24 protein-coding genes, 1 other RNA gene and 1 riboswitch are annotated in these 24,171 nt (G+C 66.4%); of the genes, 14 read left to right on the plus strand and 11 right to left on the minus strand.

The window, feature by feature from the left end; translation table 11 throughout:
• Positions 1-719: 719 nt before the first annotated feature.
• From H9638_RS00005 to recR, 4 genes are all read left to right on the plus strand, one after another.
• A complete protein-coding gene (locus H9638_RS00005) occupies positions 720-1,619 on the plus strand; it encodes an alpha/beta fold hydrolase (RefSeq protein WP_191745156.1) in 900 nt (299 codons plus the stop codon).
• A gap of 167 nt (positions 1,620-1,786) precedes the next feature.
• Positions 1,787-1,882, plus strand: an RNA gene (ffs, locus tag H9638_RS00010) — signal recognition particle sRNA small type.
• 77 nt (positions 1,883-1,959) lie between these two features.
• A complete protein-coding gene (locus H9638_RS00015; protein ID WP_191745157.1) occupies positions 1,960-5,391 on the plus strand; it encodes a DNA polymerase III subunit gamma and tau in 3,432 nt (1,143 codons plus the stop codon).
• A 32-nt stretch (positions 5,392-5,423) separates the two neighbouring features.
• Positions 5,424-6,020 (plus strand): recombination mediator RecR, encoded by a 597-nt coding sequence (gene recR / locus H9638_RS00020; protein ID WP_191745158.1) that lies wholly within the window; start codon positions 5,424-5,426, stop codon positions 6,018-6,020.
• Between the two features lie 75 nt (positions 6,021-6,095).
• On the opposite strand, the gene H9638_RS00025 is transcribed toward recR, so the two are convergent.
• From H9638_RS00025 to H9638_RS00035, 3 genes are read right to left on the minus strand one after another with little or no spacing between them, the layout of a single operon-like run.
• Positions 6,096-6,893 (minus strand): MBL fold metallo-hydrolase, encoded by a 798-nt coding sequence (locus H9638_RS00025; RefSeq protein ID WP_191745159.1) that lies wholly within the window; start codon positions 6,891-6,893, stop codon positions 6,096-6,098.
• Complete coding sequence (locus H9638_RS00030; protein ID WP_191745160.1) at positions 6,893-7,963, minus strand: ABC transporter permease; 1,071 nt, start codon at positions 7,961-7,963, stop codon at positions 6,893-6,895. The genes H9638_RS00025 and H9638_RS00030 overlap by 1 nt, the downstream gene beginning before the upstream one ends.
• Positions 7,960-8,895: an ABC transporter ATP-binding protein gene (locus H9638_RS00035; protein ID WP_191745161.1), complete on the minus strand. Its 936-nt coding sequence runs from the start codon at positions 8,893-8,895 to the stop codon at positions 7,960-7,962. The genes H9638_RS00030 and H9638_RS00035 overlap by 4 nt, the downstream gene beginning before the upstream one ends.
• A 286-nt stretch (positions 8,896-9,181) precedes the next feature.
• On the opposite strand from H9638_RS00035, the gene H9638_RS00040 reads away from it, so the two are divergent.
• Positions 9,182-10,468 carry an aspartate kinase gene (locus tag H9638_RS00040; RefSeq protein ID WP_191745162.1) on the plus strand — a complete coding sequence of 429 codons (1,287 nt, stop codon included), beginning with the start codon at positions 9,182-9,184 and terminating at the stop codon, positions 10,466-10,468.
• Between the two features lie 141 nt (positions 10,469-10,609).
• On the opposite strand, the gene H9638_RS00045 is transcribed toward H9638_RS00040, so the two are convergent.
• On the minus strand, positions 10,610-10,846 hold the full coding sequence (locus H9638_RS00045; protein WP_191745163.1) for a hypothetical protein: 237 nt from the start codon (positions 10,844-10,846) through the stop codon (positions 10,610-10,612).
• A 104-nt stretch (positions 10,847-10,950) separates the two neighbouring features.
• Positions 10,951-11,166 (minus strand): hypothetical protein, encoded by a 216-nt coding sequence (locus H9638_RS00050; RefSeq protein ID WP_191745164.1) that lies wholly within the window; start codon positions 11,164-11,166, stop codon positions 10,951-10,953.
• A gap of 72 nt (positions 11,167-11,238) precedes the next feature.
• Between H9638_RS00050 and H9638_RS00055 the strand changes: the two genes are divergently transcribed.
• From H9638_RS00055 to H9638_RS00065, 3 genes are read left to right on the plus strand one after another with little or no spacing between them, the layout of a single operon-like run.
• Complete coding sequence (locus H9638_RS00055; RefSeq protein ID WP_191745165.1) at positions 11,239-11,697, plus strand: MarR family winged helix-turn-helix transcriptional regulator; 459 nt, start codon at positions 11,239-11,241, stop codon at positions 11,695-11,697.
• The gene (locus H9638_RS00060) at positions 11,697-12,638 is read left to right on the plus strand and encodes a 3-methyladenine DNA glycosylase (RefSeq protein ID WP_191745166.1); all 942 of its coding nucleotides are present in this window, start codon (positions 11,697-11,699) and stop codon (positions 12,636-12,638) included. Before H9638_RS00055 ends, H9638_RS00060 begins: the two co-directional genes overlap by 1 nt.
• Positions 12,639-12,669: 31 nt before the next feature.
• Positions 12,670-13,164, plus strand: a complete 495-nt coding sequence (locus tag H9638_RS00065) for an SSI family serine proteinase inhibitor (RefSeq protein ID WP_191745167.1) — start codon at positions 12,670-12,672, stop codon at positions 13,162-13,164.
• Here H9638_RS00065 and H9638_RS00070 read toward each other — a convergent pair.
• Entirely contained in the window at positions 13,112-13,642 is a 531-nt protein-coding gene (locus H9638_RS00070) for a DUF4442 domain-containing protein (RefSeq protein WP_318241724.1), read from the minus strand. The genes H9638_RS00065 and H9638_RS00070 overlap by 53 nt on opposite strands.
• A gap of 142 nt (positions 13,643-13,784) precedes the next feature.
• On the opposite strand from H9638_RS00070, the gene H9638_RS00075 reads away from it, so the two are divergent.
• The 4 genes from H9638_RS00075 (at position 13,785) to purL (ending at position 17,773) form a co-directional block, all read left to right on the plus strand.
• Entirely contained in the window at positions 13,785-14,210 is a 426-nt protein-coding gene (locus tag H9638_RS00075; RefSeq protein WP_191745168.1) for a hypothetical protein, read from the plus strand.
• Positions 14,211-14,433: 223 nt separating this feature from the next.
• Positions 14,434-14,688: a phosphoribosylformylglycinamidine synthase subunit PurS gene (gene purS, locus H9638_RS00080; protein ID WP_191745169.1), complete on the plus strand. Its 255-nt coding sequence runs from the start codon at positions 14,434-14,436 to the stop codon at positions 14,686-14,688.
• On the plus strand, positions 14,688-15,464 hold the full coding sequence (gene purQ, locus H9638_RS00085; protein WP_404799621.1) for a phosphoribosylformylglycinamidine synthase subunit PurQ: 777 nt from the start codon (positions 14,688-14,690) through the stop codon (positions 15,462-15,464). Before purS ends, purQ begins: the two co-directional genes overlap by 1 nt.
• Complete coding sequence (gene purL, locus H9638_RS00090) at positions 15,464-17,773, plus strand: phosphoribosylformylglycinamidine synthase subunit PurL (protein ID WP_191745171.1); 2,310 nt, start codon at positions 15,464-15,466, stop codon at positions 17,771-17,773. Before purQ ends, purL begins: the two co-directional genes overlap by 1 nt.
• Before the next feature lie 60 nt (positions 17,774-17,833).
• Here purL and H9638_RS00095 read toward each other — a convergent pair whose 3' ends face one another.
• Complete coding sequence (locus H9638_RS00095; RefSeq protein WP_191745172.1) at positions 17,834-19,111, minus strand: acyl-CoA dehydrogenase family protein; 1,278 nt, start codon at positions 19,109-19,111, stop codon at positions 17,834-17,836.
• A 60-nt stretch (positions 19,112-19,171) separates the two neighbouring features.
• Positions 19,172-20,410, minus strand: a complete 1,239-nt coding sequence (locus tag H9638_RS00100) for an acyl-CoA dehydrogenase family protein (RefSeq protein WP_191745173.1) — start codon at positions 20,408-20,410, stop codon at positions 19,172-19,174.
• 77 nt (positions 20,411-20,487) lie between these two features.
• Positions 20,488-20,601, minus strand: a riboswitch (SAM riboswitch).
• Between the two features lie 221 nt (positions 20,602-20,822).
• On the opposite strand from H9638_RS00100, the gene H9638_RS00105 reads away from it, so the two are divergent.
• A complete protein-coding gene (locus H9638_RS00105) occupies positions 20,823-21,359 on the plus strand; it encodes a GNAT family N-acetyltransferase (protein WP_191745174.1) in 537 nt (178 codons plus the stop codon).
• A gap of 14 nt (positions 21,360-21,373) precedes the next feature.
• Here the strand turns inward: H9638_RS00105 and H9638_RS00110 are convergent, their stop codons facing one another.
• Positions 21,374-21,949 (minus strand): DUF1990 family protein, encoded by a 576-nt coding sequence (locus H9638_RS00110; RefSeq protein WP_191745175.1) that lies wholly within the window; start codon positions 21,947-21,949, stop codon positions 21,374-21,376.
• Positions 21,946-22,338: an MmcQ/YjbR family DNA-binding protein gene (locus H9638_RS00115; RefSeq protein ID WP_191745176.1), complete on the minus strand. Its 393-nt coding sequence runs from the start codon at positions 22,336-22,338 to the stop codon at positions 21,946-21,948. Before H9638_RS00115 ends, H9638_RS00110 begins: the two co-directional genes overlap by 4 nt.
• A gap of 154 nt (positions 22,339-22,492) precedes the next feature.
• On the opposite strand from H9638_RS00115, the gene H9638_RS00120 reads away from it, so the two are divergent.
• Complete coding sequence (locus H9638_RS00120) at positions 22,493-23,290, plus strand: DUF1206 domain-containing protein (RefSeq protein WP_191745177.1); 798 nt, start codon at positions 22,493-22,495, stop codon at positions 23,288-23,290.
• Here the strand turns inward: H9638_RS00120 and H9638_RS00125 are convergent.
• Complete coding sequence (locus H9638_RS00125) at positions 23,287-24,162, minus strand: MetQ/NlpA family ABC transporter substrate-binding protein (protein WP_191745178.1); 876 nt, start codon at positions 24,160-24,162, stop codon at positions 23,287-23,289. The two genes, H9638_RS00120 and H9638_RS00125, sit on opposite strands and share 4 nt — an antisense overlap.
• Positions 24,163-24,171 lie beyond the last annotated feature (9 nt).

A 24,171-nucleotide genomic window follows, 5' to 3' on the forward strand; every position in this document is an offset into this window, starting at 1 on the left:
GGCGGGACAGCCAATTCAACCAATCAAAATAATTGGTATCAATAAACTTGGCACACTATTGAGTTCTCAAACAACAGTCGCATCCGGTCTACTCAGAAAAACTATTCCGTTTCCGGATCATTGTCTTTCTTTTCGCACCGCTGCGGTGTTTCATAATTCTATTTCATCTTTCCGGTTTTTGCAATTCGGCGGATTTCCGTGGAAATCGTTCCGAACCGTTCAAACCGGCTGTCCGAACCCAGCATTCAGTGTCAGGCTTTCCGCCGGCGCACCAGGCGCGCAGTGGATCCACCATCAAATGTTTGTTGGGGTTTGGCCGCCATGCTTCGGGCGCTTTCTCAGCGTCCCTGCCGCGGCGACTCAGAAAACATTACACGGTGCCGGGCGGGCGCGCAAATCGAATCAAGGTGTCCTGCACCACGCCCTACATAACACTGAGAACAGCACCCGTTCGCCCGGCAGCCCCGGCTTTTTTGGTGCCTTTATACCGCCCGCCAGTGGCATGCCTGTTCCCGGCCTCCAACCCCGTATACGAACGACCAACGAACAGCCAACAAGCACCGGGCACCAGCACTTCGGCGCCTGCAACGTCTTTTCATCAGCGTCCACACACGGGATGATCTCCGGACGGAGGCGCAACCTTGCGCTCCCTACTCCCGTACTGCCCCTGGTTGTACCGTTGACACACAGCCAACCTAGGTGTCGAGGCAGGTACCGACATGACGATATTGACGGCCAAACCACCCATGCCGGTAGTACCCGGGGTAGACCACACATTTGTCGACCTGCATGACGGACGAATGCACGTCGCCACCATGGGGACGGGAACCCCTGTCCTGCTGCTTTCGGGGTTTGCGCAAACTTGGTGGGAATGGCGCGATCTGATGCCCGCATTGGCCGGCGCAGGATATCGGGCGATAGCGCCGGACCTGAGAGGCGAGGGGTGGAGCGAGCTGCCCTCCGGTGCGGTCACCCGCCTGCGCCGCGCCGAGGATGTCATCGCATTACTCGATGCCTTCGAACTTGACCGTGTCCGGATCGTAAGCCACGACATGGGGGCGATCACCGCCTTCCAGCTCGCCTTGGCCCTCCCTGAACGGTTCTCCGCACAGATGATGCTGGCGGTGCCGCCCCCGCAGATGAGGTTCTCGATAGGCCTCCTCCCCGGTATGCGGCATCTTTGGCATCAGGAGGTCCTGGCAATTCCCGGTCTCGGGCCCGCGTTGCTGCGCGAGGGACATTTGCCGGCACAACTGTTCTCACGTTTCTCTGGCCGCCCGTTAAAGCCGGAGGTTCTCGCACTGTATATAGCGTTGCTGCGGGACCCCGAACTCGCGCAGGCTTCGGGCCCTCTGTGCCGGAGGATGGTGCTCCCTGAACTGGTGAGGATTATCCGGGGGACGTACCGGCAGGAACGGTTCACGATGCCGTCCCTCTTCGTTTTCGGCACTGCGGATGTTGGCTTTCCTCCGCACATCACCCGCGAACTCTTCGCCGACCCCTCCGTCATCGGCACGGACGCGCGGCTCGCATTAGTCGCAGGGGCCGGCCACTTCATCGTCGATGAGGACCCGGATGCCACGGCGGCCCTCGCTTTGGAGTTCTTCGCGTCGGCGTGAGTATGGATGGGTTATGCGAGGTCCGCATGGGTTAAGCCTGACCGCGTGACATAAGGAGTGCCCCGCTAAAGCAGGCACCTATTCGGTACTTGCCGGACCGCAGCCACCCGGCACTGTCCCCGCAAACCACCTCGGAATGGGCAGGCAAAAAATCGGGTAGACTTGTTGGCGGCCCCTCATGTGGTGTCATCCTGTGAACTCCCCCAGGACCGGAAGGTAGCAAGGGTAAGCGGGCTCTGGCAGGTGCATGGGGGGTCTTTAATTTATCCGGAAACAGCGGCTGTTGAACCGCCCCGGCGCCGGATGCGAACCGTCAGTGCCAACCGATAGGGTTCTATCTGTGAGTACAGCCCTTTACCGCCGTTACCGTCCCGAGAACTTCGGGGACGTGATCGGCCAGGAGCATGTCACCGAGCCGCTGATGGCGGCCCTCTCGAAGAACCGCGTCAACCACGCCTATCTCTTCTCCGGCCCGCGCGGCTGCGGCAAGACCACGTCAGCCCGCATCCTCGCTCGGTGCCTGAACTGCGCTGAAGGCCCGACGCCGACCCCGTGCGGCAAGTGCGACAGCTGCGTTGAGCTTGCCCGCAACGGTTCCGGCAGCCTGGACGTCATCGAAATCGACGCGGCCAGCCACGGCGGTGTGGACGACGCCCGCGATCTGCGTGAACGCGCCACCTTCGCCCCCGTGCGCGACCGCTACAAGATCTTCATCATCGACGAAGCCCACATGGTCACCTCGGCCGGGTTCAATGCACTGCTCAAGATCGTCGAAGAGCCGCCGGAACACATCAAGTTCATCTTCGCCACCACGGAACCGGACAAGGTGATCGGCACCATCCGATCCCGGACCCACCACTACCCGTTCCGCCTGGTTCCGCCCGAGCCGCTGATCGCGTATCTGGAAAAGCTGTGCCAGCAGGAGAACGTTGCGGTGGCGCCCGGCGTCCTCTCGCTCGTCATCCGGGCCGGCGGCGGATCCGTCCGTGACTCGCTCTCCGTACTGGACCAGCTGATGGCCGGTGCCGGTGAATCCGGTCTGGACTACGAGCTGGCCGTGAACCTGCTCGGCTACACCCACGTGGCACTGCTCGACGACGTCGTTGATGCCTTCGCTGCCGGTGATGCAACCACCGTTTTCAGCGCCATCGACCGCGTGATCCAGACCGGTCAGGACCCCCGCCGGTTCGTCGAGGACCTGCTGGAGCGATTCCGTGACCTCATTGTGGTCAATGCGATGCCGGACAGTGCAGCTGCTGTGCTCCGCGGCGTTCCGGAAGACCAGATCAACCGGATGCACACGCAGGCGGCCCAGTTCGGCGGCGCCGAGCTCTCCCGCGCCGCGGACATCACCAACACCGCGCTGACCGAAATGACGGGTGCAACCTCACCGAGGCTCCACCTGGAACTTCTCTGTGCCCGGATCCTGCTGCCCGCCGCCGATCAGTCCGAGCGCGGCACGGCAGCACGCGTGGACCGGCTCGAACGCCGGCTCAGCTACGCCGGCGACGGCGCCCCGGCCTATGCTGGCGGCGAGACAGGGCAGGGGGCACAGGCATCCGCTCCAGCAGCTGAACGCCCGACGGCGGCACAGCGTCCCGCAGCAGCGGCACCGGCCGCTGCCCCCAGCCGGCCGGCTTCCCAGCCGGAAGCGCCACAGCCGGCTCCCGCAGAATCCGCACCAGCGGCCGCGGACTGGGGCGGAACCTGGGCGACACCTGCTCCCACCGTTCCTTCCTCCCCTGCTGCAGGGCAGTCCGCCTCCGGGACCTCAGCGGCCCCCGGCGGATCGAGCCGGACGTGGGACGATGTTTCCCGCGAAGCGGCCGAACAACAGCCTGCAGCCCAGCAGTCAGCTGCACCCGTTGCATCCCAGGACTCTCTCCATACGCAGGGTTCCCCTTCTCAGGCCACCGACCCTTCTCAGGCCACCGACCCTTCCCGCGACACCGCGCCGGCCACGCAGAGCCGTGGTGGCGGGGCGCCCTCCGACGCTCCGTCTGGGGCTCCGTTCTCCGCACCACAGCCGGGGGCCCCGGCCTCCGCACCACAGTCCGGTGCTCCGGCAGCGGTTTCCCAGTCAGGTCCGTCAGCAGGTTCCCGGCCGGAGTCGGCAGCAGCTGCTTCGCAGTCAGTTCAATCAGCTCCGTCTGCTCCATCAGCTCCGCAGGAAGCCGGCCGCGGCGCTGGCGGCGCTGGCGGCGCTGGCGGCGGCGGGCAAATTGAGATGATCCGGCGGGCTTGGCCGGAAATCATGGACGCCCTCACCAGCATTCGCCGGGCGACCTGGCTGAACGTCAGCAAGAACGCTTCGCCTCGTGCCTTTGACGGCCGGGTACTGGAACTCGCGTTCTCGAATCCCGGTGCCGCAACAAACTTCAACCGGCCCGATCACCTGGAGAACCTCCGCAAGGCCATCCACCAGGTCCTTGGTGTGGATTGCCAGGTCAACGCGGTCCACGACAGCACCGCGGCAGCGGGTGAACCCGGCCCAAAAGCTGGTAGCCGGCCTAACCCGCCGGCACAGGTTCCGGCACCGGCTCCCCAGCAGCCCGCGAGAGGTGCCGCTGCTCCTGTGCCCGCCAGTGCGCCTGCGCACCCGGTGCCTCCCGCTCAGCGTGAGCCTGCTGGTCCGCAGTCGTCGCAGCCCTCGGACCAGCAGGCTTCACAGCCGCAGCCTGCCCCGGGAATGAACGGACAGCCAGCAGCAGGTGCCGCGGCCACCACGGTCCCGCCGGCGTCAGCACCCTCAGCCGGCGCCGGACCTGAAGCCCGGCCGAATGTACGCCCGGAGTCCCACATCTCCGAGGCGGGCCCGGGGGCTCATGCCAGGCCCGCTGCGGGTGCTCCCGCGGCGGCTCCCGTACCGGATGCTCCAACCGCGCAATCTGCCCCGGGCTCACGCATGGGACAGCGCGCAGCAGGTTCTTCCGCGGTGACTCCCGCAGCAGGTTCTTCCGCGGAGGCTTCTGCCCCGGGCTCACCGACGGCGCAGCCCGCACCAGGTTCTTCCGCGGCGTCCGATCCGGCGGCGTCCGGTCCCACACCGTCACGTCCAGCGCCGTCACGTCCCGGGCCGGGCCGACCGGCAGCACCCCGTTCCGCAGCACCACTGCCCGACGATTGGCCGCAAGAGCCCTCCGATCCGGCTGACATGCCGGAGAGCAATGCCTGGGAACACGCTGCACCGCCTGAGGACATCCATGTCAGCAGCGCAGTCAGCGACGACGAGTGGGCCAACACCAACTGGGCCGGAACCACAGCCACGCGTCCCGCGGGGCAGTCCGCCGGCGCAGCATGGGGACAGACGCCCGGCCGCCAGATGTCCGGCCAGGACTCTCCTGCCGGAGCTCCTTCCGGCGCTTCCACGGGCTCTCCGGCCAGGACACCGGCAGCGCAGGGAGCGCAGGGAGGGCAGGGATCTTCAGCACACGGATCCGGTTCCTCGACGGTGCAGGCACCAGTCCAGACGGCACCGCAGCCGACCCGGTCACAACCAGCACAAACGCCTGCCGCCCCGGCGGGCAGCCAGGGCAACCGTCCGCTGAGCCGCTACCAGAAACTGCTCAATGAGGCTGCCCAGCGCAATGGCACGGCGCAGCATGCCGCAGGACGGGGCAACGTAGACTTGGCCTACGTCGAAGACGTGCCAAGCGCCGACGATGTAACTCTCGAGGACTCGGGTTTGGTGGGCCGCAAGGCCATCGAACGCATCCTGGGCGGCCGGCTGATCGAGGAACGCAGCCTCGACGGACAAGACATGCGCCGCTGACCGGTCCAACAACTATTCCCTAAGAAGGCCACGTGTACGAAGGTGCGGTTCAGGAACTGATCGACGAGTTGGGACGCCTCCCCGGCGTGGGTCCCAAGTCGGCGCAGCGGATCGCGTTCCACATTCTGGAATCGGATCCCGAGGATATGTCCCGTCTGGCGTCCGCGATCACCACGGTCAAGGAAAAGGTGAAGTTCTGCCAGGTGTGCGGCAACGTCACTGAGCAGGAGACCTGCAACATCTGCCGCGATCCGCGCCGCGATCCCACCATGATCTGTGTGGTGGAAGAGTCCAAGGACGTTATTGCCGTGGAACGCACCCGTTCCTTCCGGGGCAGGTACCACGTGCTCGGCGGAGCGATTAACCCGATTGCGGGCATCGGCCCGGACCAGCTGCGCATCCGCGAACTGCTGAGCCGGCTCTCCGACGAGAAAATCGAGGAAATCATCATCGCCACGGACCCCAACCTCGAGGGCGAGGCGACGGCGACGTACCTGGTGCGCATGCTCAAGACCCTGGGCATCAACGTCACCCGCCTGGCCTCCGGGCTGCCGGTGGGAGGGGACCTCGAGTACGCCGACGAGATTACTCTCGGACGCGCCTTCGAAGGCCGCCGCAGCCTCACCTAGGCGCAACTCACCTAAGGCACAGCCCACCTAAGGCGCAGCCTGACCTAGGCCCAGCTCACCTAAGCCGCAGCTCACCTAAAGCGCAGCCGCCCCGACAGTGAAGCTGCTGCCCGGTGCCGCGTAGTCGACGGCGCCGTCGTACCGGTCCGCGGCGCGCTGCACAGCCTCTGCCGGGCTGAGGAACGGGCCCACGTGCGTGAGGAGTAACCGTCCGGCACCGCTGGCGAGCGCTGTAGCGCCGGCGTCCTCAGGCGTGTGGTGCACCTTCTCCCCGTCCATGGGACCGCCAGCGCTGTCCGCTTCACAGAGCAGCGCGTCACACCCGCCGGCAAGCTGCGTCAACGCCTGGCAGGGCGCACTGTCCCCGGAATAGACCAGCGAGCTGCCGTCGGCCTCAACCCGCAGGGCGAACGCCGGCATGCCGTGCTCCACGGCCCGGCTGGTCAGCCGCAGGGTTCCGGCGTCGGCCTGGTGCCCGTCGTACAGTTCCCTGATCTGGAAGGCAGACTCGACCGGGCTGCGCTGCGCCGTGTGGGTGGAGGAGCTGTTCGTCAGGAAACCGGCAAGCCGATCGGCAGTCCCGGCGGGGGCAAACAGCGGAAGCGGCGCGGAGCGCTGAACGTCAGCGAACAGCAGGCCGTAGTACGCCGTCAGCAGGTCGGCACAGTGATCGGCATGCAGATGCGAAATCCAGACGGCGTCCAGGTCCGCCAAGCTGACGTGTTGCTGGAGCGGCCCCAAAGTGCCGCTGCCGGCATCCACCCAGATCCGGGTACCGCGGTGGGAGACCAGGTACCCGGAACAGGGGTTGTCCGCGCTGGGGTACGGGGAGGCAGACCCAAGAACGGTCAGGTGCAGGGGCTCGGCGGCCACTACGCGATCCTTGTACCCGACGCGAGCCGGCGGGCGGGGGTCACCAGCCGCCGTCGTGCCAGTGCCAGCAACAGGGCGGCTCCGCCCAGCTGCACCGTGAGGCCCAGCGGCCAGATGGGGAACGACGCCGGGAGGTCACGGTCCTGGCGCACCTCGCCGTTGATGCACTGCGGTCCGCTGAATTCCGGGCCGGCCTGGACATAGCGGACCGACTGGCTGATGCTTTCCATTGGCCCTCCGGCGACGTCCCGGGTGTCGTAGGGCACGGCGTCGGCCACCACCACGAAGGGGTTCACCGCCAGCAGCCAGGCCGAGCGCTCGGTGTGGTTGACTTCCATTTCCACCAGCGGCCCGGTGCATGTGTAGCTGTCGTTGAAGGTCTCGTCCGGCGCCGTGTACGGCTGGTACCGCTCGTACTGCGCGAAATTTGCCTGGACCGTGCCCTTGACCAGCGGCATGCTCAGCGCGAAAGCGATCAGCGTCCCGATCGAAAGCAGCGCCACCAGCATGTAGGTCACCACGATCGAGAAGAGCGGGCGGTTCGCGAGCGCGGACACCCCCACCCCCAGGGCACAGACGATGGCCAGTTCGACGCCGAGCATCAGCAGCGAGACCACGGCTGCGCCTGGGCGGACGCCACCAAGCGCGAGCGCCCAGATCAGGAACGGGACGCTCGCGAGCAGGAACCCCAGTGACGCCACCCAGGAGGCCAGCCATTTGCCGGCCAGGAGCTGGCCCGGCCGCAGCAGCGTTACCTGCAGCACCGCGAGCGTGCCGGCTGCCCGGTCCCCGTTGACCGCGTTCGCCGACAGTGCCGGAGCCACCAGCAGTCCAAAGAACAGGACAAAGCCGATCATCAGTTCGAACAGGGTTTCCCCGGCACCCGTGGCCTCACCGGCCAGCCAGGCGGTGAAGGCTGCCACCAGCCCGATCACGACGAACCACACGCCGAGCAGCACGTACCAGCCGCGTGAGCGCACCCGCTGCCTCATCTCGAGCGCGAAGACCGTGCTGATGCCCTTCCAATACCCCAGGCGGTCCTGCCGCTGGGAGGCCTCGGCAATACTCATGGCTTCTCCGCCTCCAGGCTCATGTAGGTTTCCTCGAGCGCCCCGGTTGCCGGAGCGAAGGCCGAAACGTCGACGCCCCCCAGCACCAGGTCCCGCAGCAGGGCCGCCGCCTGCTCCTCGCCGGCCAGCTGGACACGCACCTGCCCGCGGCGTGGACCGTCGCCGGCCTGGTGCGGAAGCCCGTGCGCATCGAGTGCCCGCATGAGCTCACCCGTCCGCCCCGCCCGGATGGCGTACCACCGCAGCTGGCTCCCGGCGTCCTCCAGGGTTTGGGTCTTGACCGTCTTCCCGCCGGAAACAAACACCGCACGGTCGGCCATCTCGTCCAATTCGGACAACACATGTGAGGAGACCAGGATGGTTTTGCCGTCCCCGGCCAGGCGGCGCAGGAGCAGGCGCAGCTCCACCCGGGAACCCGGGTCCAGGCCGGAGGCAGGTTCATCGAGCAGGAGCACCGACGGATCGTGGATCAGCGCCCGGGCCAGGCTTAGCCGCTGCTGCTGCCCCCGGGAAAGCACACGCGCCGGCTGGTCCGCGAATTCGGAGAGCCGGACCTCGGCCAGCAGTTCAGCGGCCCGGGCGGCGGCCGCTGCCGGCGCCATGCCATAGAGCTTCCCCACGGTGACCAGGATTTCTGTGGCCGTCAGCGAATCCCAGACACCGAGTGTGTCCGGCATCCAGCCCACGGCACGGCGCACGGCCTGCGGCTGCGTCAGCGGGTCCGCACCGTTGATCCGGACCGTGCCGGTGTCCGGGGCCAGCAGCGAGGCCAGGATCAGCAGCAGGGTGGTCTTGCCGGATCCGTTGGGCCCAATCAGGGCAGTGACTGACCCGGGCGGAGCGGTAAAATCCATCCCCCGGACAGCCTGGACCGTTCCAAAGCTTCGTTGCACGCCCTCCGCGGAAATTCCGCCGGGCTCTGTTGTCCCCATGCGGCCAGACTATAGGGGCGGGCCTTGCCGGCCGGTGTTTCCGCGGTAATACTGCCCCGGTGAGTTGCGGCCGGGGCGTGCCGGCACGGGTTGGCGCGTCCCGGCCGGTGGCATGAGATCGTTAAGGAGAGATTGAGCGGACATTTCGGCGGCATTTCGGTGCCGCCGCAGGGCCGCTATAGACTTTTGAGCATCGGCCGCGCGGGCGGCCTTTTCCACGGATAGTGCCGGTGCGGCGCAGCGCCGCCGGGCAGCAACGAAGAAGAGTTCCAGAGAGCGTGTACGCATGAGCCTGATAGTGCAGAAATTCGGCGGTTCCTCCGTTTCGGACGCCGAAGGCATTAAGCGCGTCGCCAAGCGCGTGGTGGACACCCAGAGCGCCGGGAACGACGTCGTCGTCGTCGTTTCCGCCATGGGCGACAGCACCGATGAACTGCTGGACCTGGCCGGCCAGATCACCACCGGCACCCACCCGCGTGAAATGGACATGCTGCTCAGCTCGGGCGAACGCATCTCCATGGCACTGCTGGCCATGGCCATTAACGAACTCGGCGCCTCCGCACAGTCCTTCACCGGCAGCCAGGCCGGCATGATTACCGATGCCATCCACGGCCGGGCCCGGATCATCGACGTCTCCCCGCACCGGATCAAAACCGCGATCGACAAGGGCGACGTCGCCATTGTGGCCGGTTTCCAGGGCATGAGCCGGGACAGCCACGACATCACCACCCTGGGCCGCGGCGGCTCCGACACCACCGCCGTCGCGCTCGCCGCCGCGCTCAATGCCGATGTCTGCGAGATTTACACGGATGTGGACGGCGTTTACACCGCGGATCCCCGCGTGGCCTCGAGCGCGCAGAAGATCGACAAGATCTCCAGCGAGGAAATGCTGGAAATGGCAGCCTCGGGCGCCAAGATCCTGCACCTGCGCTGCGTGGAATATGCCCGTCGCTTCGGCGTTCCGCTGCATGTGCGGTCCTCTTTCAGCCAGCACGAAGGGACCTGGGTACTGCCCAGCCCGGACGACAAGATCAAGATTCAAGAGGGAGAACCCTTGGAACAGCCCATCATCTCCGGCGTTGCACATGACCGCTCCGAAGCGAAGCTCACGGTCGTCGGCGTCCCGGACATTCCCGGCAAGGCTGCGGAGATCTTCGGGATCGTCGCCGGCGCGAACACCAACATCGACATGATCGTCCAGAACGTCTCCACCAAGGGTTCGGGTAAGACGGATATCTCCTTCACCCTTCCGATGGTGGACGGCCAGGCCGCCATGGACGTGCTCAACGCCGCGAAGGCCACCATTGGCTTCGACGCCATCGACTACGACGAGCAGATCGGCAAGCTCTCCCTCATCGGCGCGGGCATGCGCTCCAACCCGGGCGTCTCAGCCCGGTTCTTCGAAGCGCTGCACCTGGCGGGCGTGAACATCGACATGATCTCGACGTCGGAAATCCGCATCTCCGTGGTGACCAGCGCAGCGCTGCTGGATGACGCGGTCCGCGCGGTGCATGCCGCGTTCGGGCTCGACGGCGAAGCTGAGGCTACCGTGTACGGCGGCACCGGCCGCTAGAGGCAGCAGGCCCAGGCCAACACAGCCACGAAGGGCGTCCGGCTACCCGGGCGCCCTTTGCTGTGTCCGGTGCTGTGTCCGGCCGTGATTTGGTGTCCGGGCCGGGGGCCCTCCGCGAAGTCTGGATGGCGGCCGGCTGGCCTAGTACAGGTGTTCGCGGAAGACAGGGGCGTGGAAATAGTCCTTGTAGATCACCGGCTCAGCCGGGTCACGGTGCGGTTTGCCGTCGGCAAAGTCGCGGTCCACTCCATAATGGTGCCCTTCACTGTCGGTTTCGACGATGATTTCCGACTCGTCGAACTCCGCCATCTGCGGGATTTCGTCGCTGGGCAGACGGGGCTCACCGCCGTCGCCCGGATCCGGCACGATTGTTGCCATTGGGAACCCCTCCTTAGAGGCAAAGGTGTCCCTTAAGAATAGATTTCCGCGGCCCCGGGGGAACCCCCTGCACACAAAAAACCGAGCACGCTCAGCGGTGCAGTTCAGTCAGCCTTGCGGGGCAGGATGTAACTGCTGCCGTCGGCCCGCGTGACGGTCTCCCACTTGGCCTTTTCCTCGGCCTGCTGGGCTTCGAGCAGGCGCTTGTTTTCCTCGGTCATGGCGTGGTTCAGCGAAGAACTCTGCGCGGGGCCGAAAATCAACCGGGCTTTGCCCGTTGTCCGCATGAACCGCGCGGTTAAGCTTTCCTTGCCTGCCATCTGACGTCCCTTCCGAGGTGTATCAGTAACCTACTGTACGCTAATTGTTAGTGCACTAAGGATCGGAGAACCGTGACGAACCCCGTGAACCAGGCAGAGGATCTGCTGCTGGAACACCAGCTCTGCTTTGCCCTGTCCGTGGCGTCCCGGTCCGTGGTTGGAGCCTACCGCCCGGTCCTGGAAGACCTCGGCATCACGCACCCGCAGTACCTGGTGCTGCTGGCCCTGTGGGAGGACAGTCCGCGGACGGTCCGCAACCTCAGCGACACCCTGCTGATGGAACCGGCCACGCTCTCCCCCATGCTTAAGCGGCTGGAAGCGGCCGGGCTGGTGACCCGGGACCGCGCCCCGGGCAATGACCGCGCCCTGGCGGTGAACCTGACCGATGCCGGCCTGGCCCTGCGGGACAAGGCGGTGGAGGTGCCCGGGGCCATGATGGCGCGTCTGCAGCTCACCCGCGAACAGGTGCTCGAACTTAATGCCGCCATGCGCCGGCTCATCGAGGCCACCCGGCAGCCGCAGCTGGGATAATGGGCGGTGTGCAGCACTTCCCCGCCGTAACGGTCCTTTCCGAGGACCAGTGGCTCCCCCGGCAGGCGGCCTATGAACAACGGGTCCGCCCCTTCACTGACGGCTACCTGCAGCGCCGGTCGGCTGGCCGGAAACACCCGGTCGAGGACTTCCTCTTCACCTATTACTCGCAGAAACCCGGCCAGCTGCTGCGCTGGCATCCGGGCGCCGGCGTCGTCCTCACCGGAGCCGCAGCGGCACAGCGGCTCGATTGGAAGTTTTACCGCCCGCTGGCGGATGGGGAACTCGCCGCTGCCGGACTGAGTCCTGGCGGCACCGCTGTCACCGTGGACCTCGGTGCCTTCGCCGGCGCCCGCGGACCGGCGCTGGAGTTCACCCGGATGCTTCTTTCCCGGACCGCAGCCCGGAAAGCGTCGCTGGGCTGCTTCGGAATGCACGAGTGGGCAATGGCCTATAAATCCGATGTCAACGGCGTCCGCCACGAGTACCTGGGGCTGCGCCTGGGCGCCGAGGGCACCGATGCCCTGGTGGAACAAAGCCGGATCCGCTGCACGCATTTCGACGCCTTCCGGTTCTACGCACCGCAGGCCGTAGGGCTGAACGAGCTCACCCCCAGCCGCGAGAACCAGCGGGACCTGGAGCAGCCCGGCTGCCTGCACGCCAATATGGACCTGTACAAATGGGCCTACAAGCTGGTGCCGCTGCTTCCCGGTGAACTGGTGATGGACTGCTTTGAACTCGCCTGGCGAATCCGCGAAATGGACATGCGAGCCTCCCCCTACGACCTGCAGGACTGGGGCTATGAACCGATTCCCGTGGAGACGCCGGCCGGACGGGCGCAGTACGCGTCCGCTCAGCGGGCATTCTCCGAGGAATCCCAGCGGCTGCGCGCCCGCATCCTGAACCTGCTGGAACCACTCCAGGAACAGCTCTGCGGCTAGGCTGTACGCAACCAACCGGGAGGTCTCACCGATGCCGCACACGATCCGCCTGTCCCGCACCGCTCTACTGCTTGCCGCCGCCGCGTTTGTCCTGGCCGGCTGCGGAGGTTCCGATCCGGGCGCAGGCCAGGAACCGCCGTCGTCCGCTTCCTCTTCCCCGGCGGCCACGCCAAGTGCCTCCCCGGCTGCGGGCGCTACGTCGCTGACCGTGGAGCTGATGGCGGAGGGCGAAGCGGTTACTGACACCTGGACCCTGGAGTGCGACGGCGCCGCACCGGTGGGCGATTCCGGGGCCCCCGATCCGGCGGCAGCCTGCGCTGCGCTGGCTGAGAGTGGCACGGCGCTGATGGCTGAACCCGGCCCGGAAGCTGCCTGCACCATGCAGTACGGTGGCCCGCAGCGGGCCACCGTCACCGGAACGGTGGACGGCGAAAACGTTGACGCCGCGTTCGCCTACAGCGACGGCTGCCAGATCAGCCGCTGGGACGCGCTGAGCGGGCTGCTCGGCCCGGCGGGAATGCAGTAGCGGCGGCCTTCCCCGGGGTTTCCCGCTTGCGGCGAAGGTAAACCTGCTTGCGCACCCGGGCAACGACGTCGCCATCTGCGTCCACGACCTCCACCGTGAACCATTCCAGGACCTTGGCACCCCCGGCGGCCTCATCCCGGAGCCGGACGACGTCCTCAGGATTAATGCGGAACCGGGCGTAGACATCACCCTTGCCCGGTTTCAGGAAGTCCACCTCGGCCGCGCGGTCCCAGATGACGTGCTCCCCGCCCAGGTGGCGCAGGAGCAGCATCATCCAAAACGGATCCGTCATCGCAAAGAGCGATCCGCCGAAGTGCACACCCGCGACGTTGCGGTTCCACCAGCGCAGCCGCAGCCGGACGGTTACTGACATAAAGTCCGGCGGGAGGTCCGTGATCCGGATACCGGAGAAGGCAAAGGGCGGCCAGAGGTTCATGGACCGGCGCACGGCGGCGGGCTTGGCGGCAAGGAGTTTCACCGCTCCACCTTACAGAATGTGACCTGCGTCATTCTAAGTACCGAATTTCCCTGCACGTGTTCTATTATTGAATCAGCTTGCTTACTATCCACGAAACGGACCGCGCCCCCCGGGGCGCCGGGAAATACCGGAGGAACCCAGATTGTCGATCGAAGCAACACCCGAAGACCCGCGGATGATGGCCCCGGCCGCCGCGGAAGCTCCCGCCGAGCTGGTGCCCTGGTGCTCCTACTGCGGAACAGATGAATTCCTGATTATTGAGTCGGTTGAGACCTCGACGACGGCAGACGCAGCCGAATTCCTGGAGATCAGCTATACCTGCGGCGAATGCGACCGCTTCTACGGACACCCGGTCCGGCACTCGCCGCTGTGGGCCCGCCGCGCCACGTCCGAACCCACGGAGGCGGAATACCTCCACTGCGGCGAACCGATGCAGCCGAAGGACACCGGGACCGTTTCACTTTTCGAGCCCCTCAGCACCGAGCGTCATGAAGCCGCCCAGGATGTCCGGCTCGAAACCAGCATCCTGCGCTGCGCCTGCGGGTTCCAGATCGAGCTGCCCGCCTAACAGCATCCCGTTACCGGGACCCGGGGCTCCGCCCGGAAGCCCGCCGGAAGGCGCCCCGTTCAGGCTTGAACGGGGCGCTTTCCCGTGTCTTCATCAGGGCACCGCCGATGCGCCGTTACGTGGTGCTTAGCCTTAGAATGAAACGGCAAGCTCGCGGAGCGCTGGATCAGCGTGAGACGGCACATCCGCGGCCACACCCCTCTTTACTCACAGGAGTCACCGGATGCCCCGGATCGTTGTTGATGTTATGCCCAAGCCCGAAATCCTGGATCCGCAGGGCAAAGCCATTGCCGGCGCCCTTCCCCGCCTGGGCCTGACCGGCTTCACCGGTGTCCGCCAGGGCAAGCGCTTCGAACTCACCGTTGACGGAGATGTCACTCCGGAAATCCTGGAGCAGGCCCGCGCCGCGGCCGCCACGCTGCTCTCCAACCCCGTGATCGAAGACGTCACCCGCGTCGAAGTTATTTCGGAGGCCTGATTTTGAGCACCCCGCTGATCGGCGATTACTCCGCTGCGCCGGAAAACTCCGCCCTGCGTGCGGTCCGGGTTGGCGTGATCACCTTCCCCGGCACCCTCGATGACCGCGACGCCGCCCGGGCCGTGCGCCTGGCCGGCGGCACCGCTGTCGAACTTTGGCACGGCGACGCAGACCTGCAAGGCGTGGACGCCGTCATCATTCCCGGCGGCTTCTCCTACGGCGATTACCTGCGCGCCGGCGCCATCTCCCGCTTCGCGCCGCTAATGGAAAAGGTGGTGGATGCGTCCAAGGGCGGTATGCCCGTGCTGGGCATCTGCAACGGTTTCCAGATCCTCACCGAAGCGCACCTGCTGCCGGGCTCGATGATCAAGAACGACCACCTCAAGTTCATGTGCCGTGACCAGCTGCTGCGGGTGGAAAACAACTCCACCGCGTGGACCTCCGCCTACGGGCAGGGTTCCGGGATGGTCATTCCGTTGAAGAACCAGGACGGCCAGTACGTCGCCGATGAAAAGACCCTGGATGAGCTGGAAGGCGAAGGCCGCGTGGTCTTCCGCTACGACGGCTTCAACCCGAACGGCTCCCGCCGCGACATCGCCGGCATCTCCAACGCCGCCGGTAACGTCGTCGGCCTGATGCCGCACCCCGAGCACGCCATCGAAGCCGGCTTCGGCCCGGACTCCTCCGCGTACGGTGACGTTGCCCTGGGCGGCGGCACCGACGGGATCGGCATCTTCACCTCAGTACTCACCTCGCTCGTTGCCGGAGGCAAATAATGACCGCGTCTGCTAACTCCACTGCCGAGCAGAAGAAGTTCAACATCGACACCGTTGAGCATGCGGCGTCCACCCCGGACACCCCGCTGCCGTGGGCTGAGCTGGGCCTGAAGGAAGACGAGTTCAACCGCGTCGTCGAAATCCTGGGCCGCCGCCCCACCGCGGCGGAGCTGGCCATGTACTCGGTCATGTGGTCCGAGCACTGCTCCTACAAGTCTTCCAAGGTGCACCTCTCCCAGTTCGGCGAGAAGGTCACCGAGAAGATGAAGGAACACCTGCTGGTCGGCATCGGTGAGAACGCCGGCGTCGTCGACATCGGTGACGGCTGGGCCGTGACCTTCAAGGTGGAGTCCCACAACCACCCGTCCTTCGTGGAGCCCTACCAGGGCGCTGCGACCGGCGTCGGCGGCATTGTCCGCGACATCATTTCCATGGGCGCCCGCCCGGTTGCCGTGATGGATCCGCTGCGCTTCGGCGCAATTGACCACCCGGACACCGCGCGTCTGGTGCACGGCATCGTCTCCGGCATCGGCGGCTACGGCAACTCCCTGGGCCTGCCGAACATCGGCGGCGAGGTCGTCTTCGACTCCGTCTACCAGGGCAACCCGCTGGTCAACGCACTGGCCGTGGGCGTCATGCGCCACGAGGACATCCGCCTGGCCAACGCTTCCGGCACCGGCAACAAGGTGGTTCTCTTCGGTGCCCGCACCGGCGGCGACGGCATCGGCGGCGCCTCCGTGCTGGCCTCCGAATCCTTCGACGACGCCAAGCCGTCCAAGCGCCCCGCCGTGCAGGTTGGCGATCCCTTCGCCGAGAAGGTCCTGATCGAGTGCTGCCTGGAACTGTTCAAGGCCTCCGTGGTGGAGGGCATCCAGGACCTCGGCGCCGCTGGCATTTCCTGCGCGACGTCGGAGCTGGCTTCCAACGGCGACGGCGGAATGCACGTGGAGCTGACCAAGGTCCTGCTGCGCGATCCGACCCTGACTCCGGGCGAAATCCTGATGTCCGAGTCACAGGAACGCATGATGGCCGTGGTGACGCCGGAGAACGTGGAAGCGTTCGAGGCGATCATGGACAAGTGGAACGTTGAGTACTCCTGGCTGGGTGAAGTTACCGGCACCGGCCGCCTGGTCATCGACTGGGACGGCGAGACGATTGTCGACGTCGACCCGCGCACCGTTGCCCACGAAGGTCCGGTCTACCACCGTCCGTTCAACCGGCCCGAGTGGCAGGACAGCGTGCAGGCGGATTCCTTCAAGGCCGACCGCCCGTTCGGCGGCGAAGCCGTGAAGCAGGCCATCCTGGAGCTCATGGCCTCCCCGAACATGTGCGACAAGTCCTGGGTCACCAACCAGTACGACCGCTACGTGCAGGGCAACACCGCCCTCGCCATGCCCGACGACGCCGGCGTGATCCGCGTTGACGAGGAAACCGGCCTGGGCGTGGCGATCTCCACCGATGCCAACGGCCGCTACACCTACCTGAACCCGTACGAAGGCGCCAAGCTGGCCCTCGCCGAGTCCTACCGCAACGTCGCCACCTCCGGCGCCCGCCCGATGGCCGTCACCGACTGCCTGAACTTCGGCTCCCCCGAGGATCCCGAGGTCATGTGGCAGTTCGCCGAAGCCGTCCGCGGCCTGGCAGACGGCTGCCAGGAACTCGGCGTGCCCGTCACCGGCGGCAACGTCTCGCTCTACAACCAAACCGGCGGCGTCGCCATCCACCCCACCCCCGTGGTGGGCGTGCTCGGCGTGTTCGACGACGTCTCCCGCCGCACGCCGTCGGGCTGGCGCGAAGACGGCCAGGCCATCTACCTGATGGGCGTCACCCGCGATGAGCTGGACGGCTCCGAGTTCGCGAACCTGCGCGGCCACCTGGGCGGACAGCCGCCGAAGGTGGACCTGCAGGCGGAGAAGCTGCTCGGCGACCTGCTGATCAACGCCTCCCGCGACGGCATGATCGACTCCGCGCACGACCTCTCTGAAGGCGGCCTCGCGGCGGCCCTGTCCGAGATGGCACTGCGCTTCGGTGTTGGCGCCCGGATCGGCCTGGACGAAGTGGCAGAGCGCGACGGCGTGGACATCTTCACGCTGCTCTTCTCCGAGTCCCAGGCACGCGCCGTCGTGTCCGTGGCCCGCAGCGAAGAGGTCCGGTTCAAGGACATGTGCTCCGCCCGCGGCTTCGCGCACTCGCGCATCGGCGTGGTGGATACCGAGATCGGCGCACTGGACTTCCAGGGCCACTTCACCCTGCCCCTGGACGAGCTGAAGGCAGCCCACGAAGGGACCCTGCCGAAGTACTTCGGCTAACCTTTCGACCATGCAGAACACCCGCCCGGGATTCCCGGGCGGGTGTTCTGCGTTGCGGGGTCAGCCGGCCGTCCCCGGCTGGTCCCGCGTACCGGCCGGGAGCGGTAGCCCCGCGGCGCCGGCAGCTTCCTGTGCCGCCGCTTCCCCGATGCCCCAGATGAACGGGGGCTCAGCGGCGTTGACTTCCCAGTCCCCCACGATCCGGGCCTTGTAAATGAACGGATTATGGGTCGCCACCGTGCGCGCGTTCCGCCAGTGCCGGTCCAGGGCCTTGCTGGCGCTGGTGGAGGACGCGCCGAGGGCGTTGAAGATCGCTCCAGCCGCCTCCGGCACCAGCGTGCTCAGTACGGTCTGGGCCCGGGCAGATTCCAGCTCAGCGGCAATATTCGCCGCCTTCTCGACGTCGGCGCCCTGCTCCCGGGCCGCGAAGACCCGGTCCAGGCTGTGCGCCACGCTGAGTGCTGCGGCCCTGGCTACGTAGGCTTTTGCGCTGATCTCGCCGACCACCTGCAGGATCTGGGGGTCCTGCCGGACCAGAGGTGCGTTACCGTTGCCGAAAACCCGTTTGCGCTCCCGCACCTGGGTGCCGGCTTCGGTAACGGCCGCCTGCGCGATTCCCGCGAGGACCACCAGCAGGATGTGCTGGTACAGCGCGGTCTGGTACGGGAACCGGTTTTCGAAGGCAAACACGTGGGCGGGGTCCACTGCAGCATTGGTGAAAACCGTGGTCCCGCTGCCGGTCAGCCGCTGGCCGAAACCGTCCCAGTCGTCATAGGTCTCGACGCCGGAGGTCCGGGTGGCGACGATCACCGAGACGTGGGAGCCGTCCGGCCGCTTGGCGGTGACGTCGATCCAATCGGCGAAGATGGTGCCCGTGGTGTAGAACTTCCGCCCGTCGAGCACCAGCCCGGCGTCCGTTTCGGCCAGGACCGTGGCCGTGCCGCCGGCGCCGGGTTCGGTCCAGGCGTTGCCGGCCAGCTCGCCGGCTGCGAAGCGCCGAAGCCAGCCGCTGCGGTCGTCACCCCGGCCGTGGTGGTAGAGGCTGTCCTCCACGAGTGCGATATGTCCGCGCAGGGCCTGTGGAATATGGCTGTCCGCCGTTGCCAGCTCGATCAGCAGATCGGTGAATTCCGCCCAGCCCAGGCCGTCCCCGCCGAACTCAGCGGGGATGCGGGCGGCCCCGAAGCCGGCCTCCCGCAGCCAGTTGATCTGTTCGAACGGAAGTTCCCGGGCCAGCTCGCGGTCCAGCGCCCCGGCCGCGATGCGTTCGAAGACCGGCCGGTACTTGGCGGCGGCCCTGGCATGGGCCGTGGAGGTGTCGGTGAGAGTGTCAGTCATAGTGGTGCTCCTGGTTTCGCCCGTCCGGGCAGGGTGGTGGTGCTGCGCCGCAGCCCGGGCTTAGGTGTAGAGCGAAATCGGCTGGACTTCACCGAGCAGGTAGTTGGCCCCGACCTCAACCTTTTTGTAGTCGACCGGATCATGCAGGCTGTGCGTGCGGATGTTGCGCCAGAAGAGGTCCAGGCCTACCGCAGACTTCGCCGAGGATGATCCGGTCACCTCGAAGATACGGTTGGCCGTGTCCACGCCCACCTCACTGGAGACCACCTTGAGCCGGGCGATCTCAATGGCATGCTCCGCCCGCGCTTCGGCGGTCAGCTGGCCGCCGGCGGCAATCACGCCGTCGAACCGGCGGTTCGTCCGGTCTGCCAGAGCTTCCACGGCTGCGATCCGGGAGTCCAGTTCACCGTAGATCCGTTGGGTCAGCGGGTCCTGGGCGTAGGTTTCGGCACTGGACAGGAACCAGGAGTTCCTGCGGCCCAGCGTAATCTCGCGTCCACGCGCCAGCGCTCCCTGGGCAATGCCGAGGTAGAGGTTGCCGAAGGCCAGCTGGATGTACGGCGTAACCAGGGTGGAGAACGGTTCCTCCCCCACTTCCCCGATGATGTCTTCCGCGGTGATCCGCACACCGCTGTACTTCACCGAACCGCTGGCGGAAAGGCGCTGGCCCAGCGCGTCCCAGTTGCCGAGGTATTCGATGCCGCTACGGTCATGGTCCACGACGAGGGCCAGGAATTTCCCCTGGTTTTCGCCGGCGGAAATGACCGCGTTGACCAGGATGGCATTGCCTACGGACGCGCCGGTGGAAAAGTGCTTGATGCCCTCCAGCCGGAAGCCGCCGTCGTCGGGAACCAGTTCCAGGTTGGGGTCCACGGGGTTCACCGAATCACCCCAGGACCAGCCGGCCTGGGCCGAGCGGCGGAACAGGCGTTCCTGCACCGATGCGCTGCCGTAGAAAACCACGGATCCGAGGTTGGCGTAGTGGTAGGCCAGGATCTGGGCGATCGACGCGTCAGTGCGCGCCAGGATGCGTACGGCGTGCAGCGCGCTTTCCCAGTGTCCGCCCCGGCCGCCCCACTCCGCGGGGATGATCAGGTTGAGCAGCCCGGAACGCCGCAGCAGTTCCACCTCGGCATGCGGGTCGGCGTTCCGGCGGTCCCGTTCCAGGACGTCCGCGGCCAGTGCGGCGGCAACATCCTCAGCGGTCCTGCTCCAGTGATCCAGCTCTTCGGGGGAAGCATGCCCGTTCCAGGGCGAACGGGCGGCCTGCAGCTCTACTTCGTTGTCGACGATGGTCATATCGCGTCCTTCAGTCCAAGGCACCCGCCTGCCGACGGCGCGCAGCAATCACCCGGTTGGGGGGAGCCGCCGAAGGGGGGCCGTACTTGCCTGGCACGGTCTGTGCGCGGCCGGATCCTCATCTGGGGCACCCCGCTACGGGAGAGGGTTGCCGCCCAACCAGCCAGAGCTTGTCGTTGGGACTCTTGATCTTGGAGACGAGTATGCCGCTGCAGCGGCCGTAAAGGGTAGGAAATGAAGGTCAATGACGCCCTGCTGCCCCGTGTTACGCGGTGTGCTGCCATACCGGAGCCGGGGGCGGGATTCGCCCGGGGAACCAGTGGAATCCCGGAGCTTGCAGAAACCGTGGACACTGTATATTTTGCCGTCGAATGGACGTTTCCGGGTGAATCCATAGGGAAGAATATTCATCGTGACCACAATTTCTGAGGAGCAGGTGCCCGCGGGCAGCCTGCTGTCCGACCGGCTGGAGCTGGCGGAGATGTCAGCGGCAGACGTTGACGCTTTGATTGTCGGTGTCCGGTGCCCGTCCTGGGCTGAGGACTTTCCGCAGGCCGTCGACGAGGACGCGGCCACGCAGTACTTTCAGGCCGGGCTGCTTGGCCCGCGGGCCGGGATTTTCGGTGCCCGGCTGATCCGCGAGCGCGGTGGGGCCGTCATTGGGACCATCGGTTTCCTGGGCGCTCCGGTCGACGGCGCCGTGGAAGTCACCTACAACATTGTTCCCTCACGGCGGGGCGGCGGGTATGCCACCGAGGCTCTGATTGCGCTCAGCCGCTTCGCGCTGGCCCAGCCGGGTGTTGAACGGGTGACCGCGTATACCGACGAACAGAACGATGCCTCGATGTCCCTGCTCCTGACAGCGGGCTTTATGCCGGTGGAATCCTCGGGCCCGGACCTGGCCTTTGTCCTCCACCACAGGACTCAGCTGCCCGACGCCGAGGGGTGAGCTGGTAGGTCGGCCTACGCCTTTCCCGCCGCCAGCCGCCGGGCGGTCCGGAAATACCGGTTCGTAAACATCTGCTGCGTGCGCCGGTTCAGCGGACCGCCGACTTTGATGAGCAGGTTCGCGGGCCGGCTGAACGCGGCAATCCGGAAATACAGCTGCCCGTCTTCGCTGAGCTCACCGTAGAACCCTTCCTCGCCGGCCTCGGGGTGTCCGCGCAGCGTGCCGTACCCGAAACCTGCCCGCTGGCCAGGCACCGGACGGCCGCCGTCGTCGAGCATGGGTTCAGTGCTCCACAGGACTCGGCACGGCGCGTGCCAGCGCAGCGGGCCGATCCCCACGCCGGAGGACATTTCCAATCCCGGACGGGCGCGGGGTGTACCGGGATCCACCCACAGTCCGCTGCCGCGGTGCAGGTCCCAGCCGAGCACGCCGTCGACCAGGCGCAGGAACCCCAGCGCCGGATCCTTCACAGGAATGCGTTCCTCTCGCAGCACCAGCCGGTACCGCGGAGGCCAGCCGCCCTCCAGCGGCACCGGGTACGGGCGTTCGGTCCGGCCGGGATCCAGGTAGGTCAGTTTCCGCTGTGTCATCCCCCGGCCAGCCCCTTCCAGGCCAGGGATTCCCGGTCCCGGCGGGGCAGGGAGGCCACCACCAGGTCATAGGAATCCTCCACCAGGTTCCGCACCACGTCATCAGCCAGGTTTCCGGTGAGGTCCAGCTGGTTCCAGTGGGTCTTGTTCATATGCCAGGCCCCGGTGATTTCCGGATTGGCGGCCCGCAGCTGCTGCGCGAGCTCGGGTTCACATTTGAGGCTGATGGTCAGCGGATCGCCGGCCAGGGCGGACAGGGCGAACATTTTGGCCGGCCGCCCTGCACCGGCTGCACGCACCTTGAACACCGAGGATTCGGGGCCAAACGGAAAGTCCTCATAGGCTCCGGTCAGGGACAGGCAGTACTGCCTCAGGGTTGCGGCGTCCATGAATTGACCTTAGCGCCGCGTAGGTCCCGCGCACCACAGATGGCAGGATGGAGAAACCACTAAGCACACGCACTACTTCGGCGGCCCCACCGGGCGCCGGCAACCTTTGGAGGATGGATTGGGCAAGGACCGGGCAAACGCCGGCGGGGGCAGGATGACGCAGGCCGCAGAGCGTGCTGCCGACTCCAAGTCATTTGAGCGGGCAGCGCGCATGGGCTACGTGGCCAGTGGCTTGCTGCACGCCCTGATTGGCCTCATTGCGCTGCAGATCGCGTTCGGTGACGGGGGCAGTGCCGACTCCTCCGGTGCGATGTCCGCGCTCGCTTCCCGGCCGGGTGGCATCTTCCTGATCTGGGCCTGTTTCCTTGGCTGCCTTGCGCTGGCGCTGTTCCAGGTCAGCCGCGCGTTCCTTGACTCGGCCGGCAGCCGGAAGGAAGTCTGGAAGAAACGGGCGACCGATGCCGGTTCAGCCGTTGTCTACGGCGCCATTGGCATCAGCTTCGGTGTTTTCGCGCTCGGTGGTTCCAGTGACAGCGGGCAGAACCAGGCCACCTGGACGGCCCGGCTTCTCAGCCAGCCCGCAGGCCAGATCCTGGTGGGCCTGATCGGTGCGGTGGTCGCCGGCATCGGGATTTACTTCGTCTACAAGGGCGTGATGCGGACGTTCCGGAAGAACCTCGGACCGATCCCGAGCGGGCCCTGGCAGCGTGCAGTGACCATCACGGGGATCACGGGTTTCACCGCGAAGGGCCTCTCACTGCTCATTCTGGGCGGCCTGGTCATTGCTGCCGCCGCCACCGCGGACCCGCAGAAGTCCACCGGTTTGGACGGCGCCCTGCACGCCTTGAAGGAGGCGCCCCAGGGCTGGCTGGCGCTGGGCGCCGTCGGGGTGGGGCTGATTTGCTACGGCCTGTACCTGGGCATTATGCGGGCCCGCTTCGGCAAGCTTTAGGCCTGCCACCAGGAGTCGAGTTCCTCAAGCGGGTCAGCGTCCCACGGTGTGGGCAGCACACCGTCCATGTAGCCGGCAAACCACTCCTTGACCTCGGGTGACTGGTAGGCCTCCTTGAGTACCTTCGCCTTTTCGGTTTCTGCGAATTCCGCTGTTCCGGCGACGACGCACCGGAACGGAATCTGGTCCGCTTCCTTCTCGAACGCCAGGGCGTCATCAGGTGAGAGTCCAATTTCGGCGGCCAGGCGCACGAACAGGAACCCGGCGTCGACGTCGGGCAGCGTCTTGGACAGCGACTGCTGGTCCACTTCCACAAAGGTCAGGTTCTTCGGGTTGGCGGTGATGGTTTCCTGCGACGTATGGATCACCCCCACACCGTCCTTCAGTTCCAGCAGCCCGGCGTCGCGCAGCAGCAGGAGGGCGCGGCCGTTGTTCGAGGGGTCCACCGGCAAGGCGATCCGGGCGCCGTCCGGAAGTTCCTGCAGGCTGGAGTAGCGCTCGGACCAGATGCCGCCGGGTGAGCCGTAGACGTAGAACAGCGGCTGAACTTCCAGCTTCTGGTCCACGTTGAACTGCTGCAGGTAGGCGCCGTGCTGGAAGTAGTTGGCGTCGAATTCGCCGTTGGAGACGGCCAGGTTCGGCTGCACGATGTCGGTGACGTACGTGGGTTCCAGCGTCCAGCCCTTGGCCTTGAGCAGTTCGACGGCGATCTTCGTGGGCTCCTGATAGGGGGCGGACTCGGTGACGATGATCTTGATGGTCTTGTCATCCGAGGCGGACGCCCCGCCGGTGAGGCCGCAGCCGGTGGCGGCGGTGAGCGAGGCGGCGCCTGCGCCCGCCAGGGCCAGCTTGAGAAAGTTCCTGCGTTCCATGGTTGTCCT

This window comes from Arthrobacter pullicola, assembly GCF_014836875.1.
Classification (GTDB): domain Bacteria; phylum Actinomycetota; class Actinomycetes; order Actinomycetales; family Micrococcaceae; genus Arthrobacter_B; species Arthrobacter_B pullicola.